The organism is Microcoleus sp. ARI1-B5, from assembly GCF_036705795.1.
Taxonomy (GTDB): Bacteria; Cyanobacteriota; Cyanobacteriia; order Cyanobacteriales; family Microcoleaceae; genus Microcoleus.
Map to the genome: position 1 here is coordinate 40,650 of NZ_JAUBVK010000043.1, position 11,870 is coordinate 52,519.

The 11,870-nt window shown below is 44.5% G+C and carries 10 protein-coding genes; 7 read left to right on the plus strand and 3 right to left on the minus strand.

Annotation, left to right across the window (positions count from 1 at the left end; genetic code table 11):
* The first annotated feature begins 10 nt into the window (after positions 1-10).
* Together QUB63_RS32425 and QUB63_RS32430 are read left to right on the plus strand one after the other, a co-directional pair.
* Positions 11-235 carry a hypothetical protein gene (locus QUB63_RS32425; protein WP_332949491.1) on the plus strand — a complete coding sequence of 75 codons (225 nt, stop codon included), beginning with the start codon at positions 11-13 and terminating at the stop codon, positions 233-235.
* A complete protein-coding gene (locus tag QUB63_RS32430) occupies positions 236-1,111 on the plus strand; it encodes a DNA adenine methylase (RefSeq protein ID WP_332949492.1) in 876 nt (291 codons plus the stop codon). It begins immediately after the preceding gene.
* A 532-nt stretch (positions 1,112-1,643) separates the two neighbouring features.
* Here the strand turns inward: QUB63_RS32430 and QUB63_RS32435 are convergent.
* Positions 1,644-2,126, minus strand: a complete 483-nt coding sequence (locus QUB63_RS32435) for a PD-(D/E)XK nuclease superfamily protein (protein ID WP_332949493.1) — start codon at positions 2,124-2,126, stop codon at positions 1,644-1,646.
* Between the two features lie 27 nt (positions 2,127-2,153).
* Positions 2,154-3,089 carry a metallophosphoesterase family protein gene (locus tag QUB63_RS32440; RefSeq protein WP_332949494.1) on the minus strand — a complete coding sequence of 312 codons (936 nt, stop codon included), beginning with the start codon at positions 3,087-3,089 and terminating at the stop codon, positions 2,154-2,156.
* A 104-nt stretch (positions 3,090-3,193) separates the two neighbouring features.
* Here QUB63_RS32440 and QUB63_RS32445 point away from each other — a divergent pair, with 104 nt between their 5' ends.
* From QUB63_RS32445 to QUB63_RS32460, 4 genes are all read left to right on the plus strand, one after another.
* Positions 3,194-4,234, plus strand: coding sequence for a hypothetical protein (locus QUB63_RS32445; RefSeq protein ID WP_332949495.1), 1,041 nt, complete (start codon positions 3,194-3,196; stop codon positions 4,232-4,234).
* A 179-nt stretch (positions 4,235-4,413) separates the two neighbouring features.
* On the plus strand, positions 4,414-4,563 hold the full coding sequence (locus QUB63_RS32450) for a hypothetical protein (protein WP_332949496.1): 150 nt from the start codon (positions 4,414-4,416) through the stop codon (positions 4,561-4,563).
* Between the two features lie 523 nt (positions 4,564-5,086).
* A complete protein-coding gene (locus QUB63_RS32455; protein ID WP_332949497.1) occupies positions 5,087-6,346 on the plus strand; it encodes a YncE family protein in 1,260 nt (419 codons plus the stop codon).
* 171 nt (positions 6,347-6,517) lie between these two features.
* Positions 6,518-10,264 (plus strand): DNA/RNA non-specific endonuclease, encoded by a 3,747-nt coding sequence (locus QUB63_RS32460; protein WP_332949498.1) that lies wholly within the window; start codon positions 6,518-6,520, stop codon positions 10,262-10,264.
* Positions 10,265-10,316: 52 nt separating this feature from the next.
* Here QUB63_RS32460 and QUB63_RS32465 read toward each other — a convergent pair whose 3' ends face one another.
* Positions 10,317-11,393: a pentapeptide repeat-containing protein gene (locus QUB63_RS32465; protein ID WP_332949499.1), complete on the minus strand. Its 1,077-nt coding sequence runs from the start codon at positions 11,391-11,393 to the stop codon at positions 10,317-10,319.
* 207 nt (positions 11,394-11,600) lie between these two features.
* Between QUB63_RS32465 and QUB63_RS32470 the strand changes: the two genes are divergently transcribed.
* Positions 11,601-11,738 (plus strand): hypothetical protein, encoded by a 138-nt coding sequence (locus QUB63_RS32470; RefSeq protein WP_332949500.1) that lies wholly within the window; start codon positions 11,601-11,603, stop codon positions 11,736-11,738.
* Positions 11,739-11,870: the final 132 nt, after the last annotated feature.

Here is an 11,870-nt window from a genome sequence, read left to right on the forward strand (position 1 = left end):
GGTAACACTTGTGAGCGAGTTAGACAATTTTGGCACAGCCGGAGCTAAATCTGCCTCCTCGGGCGATCGGGCATTTTTGCCGGTGAGGCTGACATATATAATTCTAACGAAAACTTTTTGCCGATCGATCGGGCGCTGTCTGTTCAATGCCACGCGACCTCCGGTGACAACTTCAGAAGTATTTCTATTGAGTTCTAGTTGTGATAAACATTATAAGGCTGTTATTTCTACCTAAATGTCTGCTGCCGCACATTCTTTCGTCTTGCCGCGTCCGTTTCTGAAATGGGCGGGAGGTAAAACTAGGTTGATTGGACAATATCAACCTTATTTTCCTGAAAAGTTCACCACTTACTACGAGCCTTTTTTGGGCGGCGGAGCCGTATTTTTTTACTTAGCACAACAGCACCCTTCTGTGCAAGCTGTGTTAACAGATATTAATCCTGAGTTGATTAATGCTTATCGCTGTGTCAGGGATAAAGTTGAGGATCTGATTGAGCTTTTGTTAGAGCACGCTTCAGAGCACAGCAAGGACAATAAAGAATATTATTACTCGGTGCGATCGCGCTCCTGCAACACAGATACAGAAAAAGCAGCGCGCCTGATCTACCTGAATAAAACTTGTTACAACGGCCTCTACAGAGAAAACTCCAAAGGTGAATTTAATGTTCCCATAGGCAGATACAAAAATCCTAACATTTGTCAGGCAGATTTACTGCGATCGGTCTCATCTTTACTCAAGCCCGCTCAAATTCAAGTCAGAAAATTCCCTGAAATTTTAGATTTTGCTACAAGCAGCGAAGACTTTGTTTATTTTGACCCACCTTACTATCCTATCAGTACCACGAGTAACTTCACCGCTTACAGCCGGGATAATTTCAAAGAATCCGAACAGCTTCAACTGAGAAATGTTTTTGCAGAACTTGCCGAGCGGGGCGTCAAAGTTATGCTGTCTAATTCTAACTGCGATTTCATTAAAGAAATCTACAGCGTTCCTCAATCTTTTCCAAGAGAGCGGTTCCCCAAACTAATTGAAATATCAGCATCTAGGGGAATTAACTCTAAGAGTTGCAAGCGCGGCCCCGTCAAGGAATTATTAATAAGTTCAGTTTAAATAAACACTCTTTGCAAAGTCTCTACCTAAACATATTTTGTACGGCAGCCTTTGACGAAAGTGAAACCCGGTTTCTTCGTATATTTATCGTTATTCAACGGAAAAATCATAGAAACCGGGTTTCTCGCCCTCATGTATAAACACTGAAACTGTGACGAAAGTGAAACCCGGTTTCTTCGTATATTTATCGTTACCAAACAAAAAAATCGTAGAAACTGGGTTTCAAAATCCGCCCGAAAAAAAGGAATTATTACCTATTGATTTGTCGGGACTTTTGGGGTATAATTTAATAATGGGAGTGGCAAGTAAAAATTTATTTTTTCCACTATTCCCATTATTAAATTATACTTCCTAAAAGTGTCAGAGTCAAGATCTCAACCCGAAAAAAAAAGCGTTTTTTTTATTTAAACATATAAAAAAATTTCTGAATGCTGCGTTACGGTGAATAATAGCAGTTTCCCCAAAAAATGCAAGTGTAGGGAAGAGCGCAACGGCGATCGGCAACCAACAAGCATTGATAGGTAATTCCTGATTAAAGATGTTTGTTGGCCCAGGTAATGAAAGCTTCAAGCTTATAAACTGCCAACAAATTGTGATTGTCGGGAATTTGTTTTTTAAACCAGTCGATCGAACCTTGCCTCATACCGTCACCGCCCACGATCACAATAGTTGGAACCCGATAGCAATTTTTAATATTTAAATTGAGATAAGGATACTTCTCGTCAACGGAACCTTTATCTTCTTGCCACTTGCACTCAACAATTAGACCGAGAGGAAACGAACCAGAACCAACAATATAAAAATCCACATTTATTTCAGTTTCATAAATGCTAGACCCGATATAAACCTGTTTAGCATATCGCTTGGGATTTGCAGTAGAGAGCAAGAGCCAATCTCGCTTGCGCTTTTTCGGCAACTCGGGACATATTTCGAGATATCCGTGGCCTCTCAACGTACCTTCTACAGTTGCTTCTAAAACCAAACCAGTTTTATTGGCTCTCCAACCCCTATTCATATTGTTGGCTCCTGAATATAATGTGAATTAAGCCGATCGCACTTTTAGCACTCCCCGGTCAAAAACCCGGTTGTCAGTACCGATAGAACTGACAAACATCCGGTCTTCATAGACATCAAACGTCGCAAAACTCAGGCGCGTCGCAGAAAACTCCGTCCACTCAGAACGCCCCACCGGACGAGTGCCCGCGCCGGCACCGCAAACTAGATAAGTAGTACCGTCAATCGAGCGAGTGCGTTCGTAACTGTGCTCGTGTCCGTTGATATAAACCTGCACGCCGTACTTTTGAAACAAAGGCGTAAAAGTCTTAATAAAAGATTGATTCGAGCCGTACACGCCAGAGGAATAAATCGGGTGGTGGCCGAACACAACTTTCCACGGTGCGCTGCTCTGACTCAACTCTTTTTCCAGCCAAACAAGCTGATTTTCCCAGTCAGCATTGTGATTGGTATCTAAAGCAAAAAACTGTACCGGATCGCGCCGAAAAGTATAGTAGCGACCTTGCATATTAAAACCCGGATATTTAACTTGCAAATCGCCGTTAGCAGTGCGGATGTCGTGATTTCCCAGACAAGCATAAAATTTGACGTTTTGCTGCAATAACGGCTGATAAGGCCGCTCGAAAACAGCATTAATTTTTTCAAATTCGCCGTTAGTGTAGATATTGTCGCCGGCGAGAACAGCAATATTAAAAGGATTTTCCCGGTGATATTGCGCCATCGCCCCAGCTACAGCATACTGACCCTCAGCACCGGTACCGGTGTCGGCTACCGAAATAAAGCGTAAAATAGGCGGTGAGGCCGGCAATTGGACGATCGCCCTTTGCGCCTCAACGTTAGAAGGTACAGCAGCGTTGGCGTCTGTACCCCAGGAAGTCCGAAGCTGAAGCATTTTCCAGACTCCGGCCAAACCTAAGGTGCCCAGACTGCCTAAAATTAGAAAGTGACGGCGTTTGATGCTCATTTTGATTCAGTTACAACTAATGAAATGATAAATTAAGGCTGAGATGGCTCAACTAAAATTTATCCTGTTTAGATATATATTTGTAACGCTCCAAGGCAGAGAAAATGTCAGAAGAACCACTAAACCCACCAACTCCAGAACCGTCTCAATCTCCGACACCGGAGGTAGACTCGCCGAAAAAGTCCGCCGCGACTCGCAGCCCAGCTAAAAAGGCCAGCAGCGCTGTTCCCACAAATCAGAAAATCAAAGCTTTGATTGCTTCGATCGGGAATTTGGGAAAAGGGGGAAAAAAATTAGCAGCAGAACCTCCGTTGCAGGCCCAAAAGCCGATCGCGCCCACCGCTTCTGACTCAGCAACAACAACTCCTCCGGCTGTTGCTGCGGAAGTTAACAGCGCGCCCCCGCCAAAAGTTGCGGTAAAATTCGATAAAAAGTCTGTATCAAAACCGACGGGCGGCAGTTTTTTAGAGAAAGTCAGCGTACTTTGGCAAAGTATTGTGCGTCTAGTGCGGGATCTGCTACCTGCATCTGCGAACGCCAAGCTGTCCGATCCAATTTTAAACGCGGGGTTAGCAGCAATTATCATCGTTGCGATCGGTTTAACTCTCAACAGTTTCTCGGCAAAACCGCCCCAGAAAGTAGCAAAAGTGCCTATCCCAGCAGCACAGCAGTTACCGCCCAGCTTTGACGATTTTGTGGCGCCGGGAACAGCGAAATCTCCAGAGGCGATCGCAAATTCTCAGCCTACACCCGCTAATTTTAAAAGCAACTTGCCAGATTTAGCGGCTCCGAAAAAACCGGAACCTGTAGAAATTATCCCGCCGCCGCCGCTGACGCCGGAACAGTCTCTGATTGCTGCGATTCAAAATCAAGTTGCTGAAATTACCGATCGACTCGGCGGCGGTTTAGTTAAGTCTGTTGATGCTGATTTCTCGATCGGTCTTTTGACTGTCAAAGTAGCTGAAGATTGGTACAAACTCAGCGATCTAGAGCAAAATCAGCTCGCAAGTCAAATGTGGAAAGAAGCTAACTCCCTCGATTTCAGCAAGTTACAAATTGCCAATTTGGAAGGGAAGTTAATAGCTAGAAGTCCGGTTGTTGGCTCGGAGATGATTATTTTAGAAAGAGGGATTAATAAAGTTTAAATCCTCTGTATCTGCCAACAGTCAGATTAGCCGAAAAGTCCAGGACGCAAAATCTAATTTTGTAGGCTTGTAGTGAGGACTTCAGTCCTCTCTCATTTGATGAGGACTGAAGTCCGATGCTGCGAACCTTAAAAGGCTGATTTATGGGAGATTAAATTAATTTTGAGAAAAATTGAAAGATGACAATTTTAACTCAAGTCCAACAAGTAGAAATTAAATATCCCAGCAGCGACCCAGATGCGATCGCTGAAAGCGACATCGCGCGCGATCGCATGACTTATACTGTAGAAGCTGCGAACCTTTACTTTCAAAAGCGTTCGGATGTTTAGGTGTCAGGAAATTCTTTCATTTATTATGAAGAAAGGAACAACATTGTTCCGTAATTTCAAGGCAGTAAATTTGAGTAGGCTTTCCATGCGAGCCTACAACAATTTAAGTATTTTTGCTGAGTAAAGTACATTACTTTGATAAAGAATCTGTAAACTTTTAACAATTAAATCACAATTTATCATTAATAGGACTTACGCACGAGTGGCTAGAAACCGGGTTTTTTACGAAAATTATCCGCCGCAGCCCATAAATTAGACAAAAAACCCGGTTTCTTGGATCTTGGTGCGTCCTGGACTGAGTAAAAAAAGCTAACAAGCGCAGCAAGATTCACATATTTGCTGCTGTTAAGCCGAACTTAAGTTTACAGACAGCAACAATCAACCTTTTCCCAACAATCAACCCGTTCTCTTCATCACGGCTACCAATGTATTAGTAGACAACTTTGGCGACCCGCTAGGCAGCCGATTCAGCGACTTAACCGTCAAATTTATAGTCGGCAAACAAGCTTACGAAGCAACAGTTTTGACAGACAAAAATCGCACATTGGGAAACAATCAATTTGAAATAGCTGTTCTTGTTCCCAACACCGTACCGTTAGGTGAATCCCGCATCGTCCTGGGCCGCAAACAAAACGAAAAAGTTAGCCCAAATCCTTCAGAAGCAGCAAAAGAGGTTAAGTACGATAGCAGTCCTTACCGAATTGAAAACAATACAGAATACATTTTTGCCGCGCAGTGGACAGCAGATAAAGTTGCAATTATTAACGGTGCAAATCCCAAATCAGTCGTCGCAGCTACTAATACCAGCGACTTGTCCATTGCCAGCGTTTCTGTAGGCACGGATGATATACTCGATCGCCCGCGAGAACTAACCGTAACCAGCGACGGTAGCCGTGCTTATGTAGTAATGGATCGCTCTGGGCGCGTTGCTGTGGTCGATCCGATGACGCGGCAGCAGGTAGACACTCAGCCGAATACCGCTGGTATCAACTCGATAAATTTGCCTAGCGGTGCAGAAGGTCGATCGATAGTCATTGACCCCCGCGACGAATACGCCTACATCGCAGACGGAAAAACTGGCAGCAACTCCATCTACGTTCTCGATATCAACCCGTTTTCCTCAACCTATCACCAAGTCACCCAAACCATCCCAGTCGGTACAGCCCCAAGCGGTTTGCGGCAAATAGCCCTTAGCAGCGACGGCAAAAAGCTATTTGTTACTGCACCAAACGGTGTCAATAGCAAAATTTACGCTGTTAATATCGACCCCAAAGACCGACCCCGCGACCCCAGTCAGAACCCCAAAAAGTGGAATCAATTAATCGGAAGCATCACAGCAGACGAAGGGCTAGAAGGAATAGCAAGCACCGTCAATCCCTTAGCCATGACCTTCACGAACAGCGGCAAAGATAGCAAGGGATTTGGGGTACTGGAAATTACTAATAATGACCCGGTGAGTTTTGCTGCTACCACCAGATATACAAATTTAGGGCTGGGTTCCGATTTTGATTATTTTGATGTGAATGAGGGAGTCGCGGTAACGGTACTGCCGGATGCCAGTTATGCCTTTGTGGTCGGCCGCAATTCCGACACGAAATTCTTCGGTCAAGAAATCCCCAGCATAGATGGAGACCCGCGAGCAGGCAGCAACATCGGCATTATCAAAGACCCGCTAACAAATCCGCAATTAATCGCGGCAACTAGACCAATTCCCGATGGATTCGCTACCGACTTAGCGCTGTCAAGTGATAGCAAGTTTCTTTACCAAAAAGAATTGGTTTAAAGCCGGAACCATTCTAGGGAGAAATTAAAATCCGACTATTCATTACTCCAATCCTCGGACTTCCAGGTAGAGGTCTCCCTCAACTGTCAACTGTCAACTGTCAACTGTCAACTGAATGAAGCTTCCTATCCAAATTTAAGCGGTGCTGGCGGCAAAGTTTATGTTTTTGATGTGGAGGAATTTGTCAAAACGCTGACCAACCCCAGTCTATTCCAAGTAGATAATAAAGGTCGGGGTGTTGGGCTGCCGTTGTTTAACAGCGCTACGGCACGAAATGCTACGGTTGCTGACTTGGCGGCGATACCAATTGACAATATTAATCCGGCAGTTAGTGTTGCTGCTGATTTTCAGATTCTGACTGATGCGAATAACCAATATACTTACGGCGTGCCGCCGGGAAGCAAGAAAGCTCCCGTTTCTGTGACTAACCCTCGCGGTTTGGCGGCGACACCGCTGGATTGGCTGGATTTGAAAGAGCCGATAGGTACTAGCGAGACTTCAGAAAATCCCCTTAACCCAAAGTTCCAATGGACTTTTGACAATCTACCTACTCCGGACATTGAAGAGGTTAATCTCTTCGTTAGCGTGTTTGACGAAGGTGAGGGTTTATTGCCCTGGGATAAAGTAGTTGATTTACCCGACCCTAACGGTAACGAATTCCTTTTCAATCAAGGATTGAGCAAACCGCAGCAGTTAGATTTACTGACAAAACCTTGGAGTACATCTTCTTATCACGGTCAAGCAAACGATTTCAATCCCAACCGCATTTTAACTGCGACTTGGCAGAAAGATAGCACCAATATCGGCAAGTGGACTTTCGATGGCGGTAAAACATTTACTCAGGGAACAAATACCAGCTTTACACTTCCTCCCAGTCTCAAACTGACGGCGGGTCAGGAGTATAATTGGGCAGTTGAAGCTTGGAATAAAGAAGGAAAACGCAACGAGGAGTTTGGTAATTTCTGGACGCCGCTACCGCCAGCCCTCAACGGTGACAATACCTTCAGCAGCGTCACCGTGCTGACTCACGGCTTTAAACCTCCATTTTTTAACGAGCCGGGAATTCCTTCAGAGTTTTACCAAATGGGTAACAGCATTGCCAATGCAGGTATCGACGGTGGCGGTTTGATGATGAGGTACGACCTGCCTACCGGTTACTGGGTTCCTGTCAACAAATATGGGGCAGTTTCCCCAGACTTCCAAGCAGGTTTGAATCCCAAAACCGACCCGAACTATCTCACTAAACTGGGAAGTTATATAGCTCCATACCTGGCAAAAAAACAACCGTTAGTTCTGCTGAATAACTGGTCAGAAAATAATGAATCGGCAGTTCCTGATTCAGGGTTCACAGAGGGAGCAGCAGATGCTTTCTTTACTTCCCTCGTGCAATTGGATGGAGTGCTGAAGGATGAAACTAGCACGGCTAAACAAGGTGCACTTTTCAATTCACCGCTGCATTTTGTTGGTTTTAGTCGGGGTACAGTTGTTAACAGCGAAATTATTCAGCGTTTGGGTACTTATTTTCCTGATGCTGGCGGCAAAGAAAACTCTGATATTCGCGACCTTCAGATGACAACTTTAGACCCCCATGATTTCAACCAACCGTCGCTAAATGTGGTGACCAAAAATTTCGGCGATTTCCGCGAACCGAAAGTTCAGGTGTGGAAAAATGTTACTTTTGCCGATAATTACTACCAGACAGTCCCGAATTTATCGAGCAATACATTTACGCCGGCCGGTCGCGATATTCCAAATCTACCGTCTACTGAGAAGGGAACGGCCCCAGGACTTAAGTTTCCACGAGAAGGTTGGAGGTCAGAAAATCCCAATCCTAATGCTCCGCTGTTAGGAGAACCGGATTTGTCGGTTTTCTTGGGAACTAATAAAAATAACCCAGGTTACAATAACAGCCGTGCTGGGTTTACGACAGATCCTGTGATTAGACCGGGAGATGTACACGGACGTGTTGTGAGTTGGTACGGAGGAACATCTGACTTGTTTCCAACTAACTTTCCGTCCAATGAAAACTTAGAAGTTAATCCTCTATTTCGTCGGCGGGGTGATGGGTATCGGGAACGGTTGTTCGATAAAGACTTTTCATTTAGCAATAGTGTTTTGACAGGCCCGGCTCGCGTTAGCCCTTGGTATACGCCGGAAACCAGTTTCCCAAAACACGGTGTTGATACTGCTCCTTGGGAGGGAATTGGTACGGGCTGGTTTTATTCGGCTTTGGGTGGCGGTTATAGTTCGCGCCCTAAAACAAATGTAGAGCGTATCCCGCTAGATTTTGACAATACTTATGATGCCAGGATGCGAGGAGACGCGGCGGTTCCTACTTTGTTTAATGGGAATTTTGATGCTGTTTTCGATCCGAAGGGAGTGACTCGAACTCCTTTGTCTAAGGGTCTACCTGGGTGGTCGTTCCACAACGGTCAATCCGATCCAAACATTGATTTGGTTCAAAGTTTGGAGGACGTAAAGTCCATCCAAGGAAACAGCGAACCAAACTATGCCTTTAAGTTAGAAAGCAGCGGGGTGAAGGAAATTGTTCACAATCGGTTTGTTGTACCCGATTGGGGCGCTCTTCGATTCGATCTGCACGCACCAAAGATTGCCAATAGCTCTAAGGCCAAATCTAAAGGTACGCTTGATGTTACTATTCGACCCTCAGATCCATCAATTCCAGCGTTTTCTCAAACAATAACTCTTCAAAAATCTGAAAATCAAACGGACAGTAATAAAGCTCCGGCTAGTTACCTAATAGATCAATTCAAAGTAGATTACGGGATAAAGGGTTTTGAATCTTTCTATGTTGACGTACCAGAAAGACTGCGCGGTCAGCCGGCAACTGTTGAATTCAAGCTCGAAGCATCTATTCCTGTCTATCTAGATAATGTCTTTTTCCGCAGCGAGTCGCTGAAGTTTGGCAATCCTAATAATGCTAGAACCGAGCTGAATAACACCTATCAAACTAACTACTTGATAGAGAAGCCTCAATATACTCTTTCGTACAATGGTGCCAAAAATACACCGAACTGGGTTAGCTGGGTACTTGACAAAGGTTGGACAGATGGTAAAGCAGGCAGAGCAGCAGACGAATTCGCTGAAGATCCTCAATTGCCTGGATCAAGTTTCTACAAGGTTCAGGATGGTGATTACGACTTTGAGCCTCAGATTGCCGAAAAATACACTAAGCAGGAATATAATCGGTTTTTGTGGACAAAGAAAGCTTTCTTCCTTTCAGCTCGCGGTCACTTGACTCCTTCAGCAGATCGCCAAAGAAGCATTAAGGATAACCTAGCCACGTTTTTGACCACAAATATTATCCCTCAAGATAGCAAGCAAAACTCAGGGGTTTGGGCAACTCAGGAAGGAGAACTTCAAAAACTTGCAAAAAAAGGTTATCAGTTCGTACTCTTTGCAGGAGGTTCCGGTCAAGGTGGCGATAAAGTAACCTACGGGCCCCTACCTACAAATGAAAATGTGATCGGAGTTACCCCAATTCAAAGGGGAGATGCTAACCCAAACCAATTTGCCAGTTTTCATCCGGGAACAGATACCAAAAATCCAACAAAGATTCAAGTACCGGATGCACTTTGGAAAGTTGTCTTAGGCTTTTCACCCCAGAACAAATCTGAGTATCCCGACATCCACTTTGCCTGGTGGATACCTAACAATTCCTACAGCATTAAAAAATTGCTCGACTACACAAATCCCATTAAGACTCCAGATGGTCTTGCACCAACAACAGAAAATCGAGCGTGGAACGATCAAGCCTTTACCATCACGATAGAAGCATTGGAAGGCAGACTTAACAAAGATTTACCGAAAGACAGTCAGTACGATTTTCTTTCTAATATCCCCAATTCTGCTGCCAAGAAAAAGCTTAAGGAAGTGAAGGCTATCCTTCCAGGATAACTCACCTGATAGCTGCAATAGACTTCCCTGATGGGAAGTCTATTTATTTACTTTAGCTATTGTTTCGCACGCTGCCATCGGGCATCAGCGTCTCCTCAAAATGGCAATCTCGGAAGTCGCCCCCGAAAACACGATCATCTTTAATCCCGAAGTCGGCTTCACGGAAGTCAGTTCTGGTCAACTTGGCTTTTTGAAAATAAACACTGTGTAACATAGCTCCCTTGAAGGTTGCCTCCGTCAAATTATTGCAGATAAAGCTGAAACTGCCTATTCTTGCCTTATTAAATTTGGCTCTACTGAAATCGGCACACCAAAAACTATCCTCCGAGAACCCAGCTCCCGTCAAGTCGGCTCCGCTCAAATTGGCATGGTCAAAAACTGATTGGAAGAAACCGGTTTCCCGCAAAATAGCATTGCTCAAATCTGCTCCTTCAAAATTGCTTTGATCGAAATCAACCCTAGTCAAGTCAGCTCCTCGCAAAATCACTCCATTCATGTAGGGTCCGAGCTCTTGGATACTACTATTACGCAAAATAATACCGCTCAAATCCAATCCTTTTAATTGTCCGAGTTCCCAAGACCTGCGTTCCCGGCTGCAATTGGGACTCTCTACCATCAAGCCACTGAAATTTCTTTCCCCAGCCGCATAACGATTGATGATATCTGTAAACAGCATCTTTTCCATTTGGAAAATAGCGGTATCTATCTGCGCTCCCTGAAAGTTAGCACCTTTAGTATTCGCGTCAACCAAGAATGTCATGCTAAAATTTGCCGAGGTACAATTAGCATCAATCAAATAAACATCCGTCAAATCAGCTCCCCACAAATTAGCGTGACTGAGATTAGCACCTTCCAAGTCAGCCAGTCCTAAGTCAGCATCACTGAAGTCAGCTTCTTCTAAGCAAGCATTACTTAAGTTAGCGCGACTGAGATTAGCAGTGCTCAGGTTAGAAGAAGCTAGATGCGCTCCGCTGAGATTGGTTTCTCGGAAATTAGCACCCCTCAAATCAGCACCACTGAAATCGATGCCACTCAAGTTCATGTTTGCTAGATTGGCATCGACTAAGCTGATTCCTGAGAAATCTCTCTCGCCATCGGCATAGCGTATGAGCAATTCTTCTTTGTCCATAACTATCCTAGCAAAGGTCTTTTATGTTTACACTATTCATCATACTTTATTCACCCAGGAGCGATCGCGCCTCTGCTTGTATTATGCCAATATTGAAAAGTTTTGCTACAATTATCACTTTTATACAAATTATCTTTCGTTGGCATCCCAAGAGCCGCACACGACTATGCCGTTTCCCCCCTCTTAAGTCAACTTTTAAGTTCTGGGATGAATCTGGAACAGATGGCGCAAATGATGAATTTATCGACTTTGGAGGTGAGACGATTGGTTGAGGAAGACTTTCGATCGCACTTACATCAAAAAGGTGCGCCCCGCGCACCCTACATCACAAGATATGAACAGTAAACAGTCAACAATTAATATCATGTCCCCTCGAACCACTATAATAAGATTGGTTTGTGTGCGATTCGTTTAGCCGAAATGAGTAAAAATACTCAGGGATGGCTAGTATGGCTTCCAAAGTCATAACAACTGGAT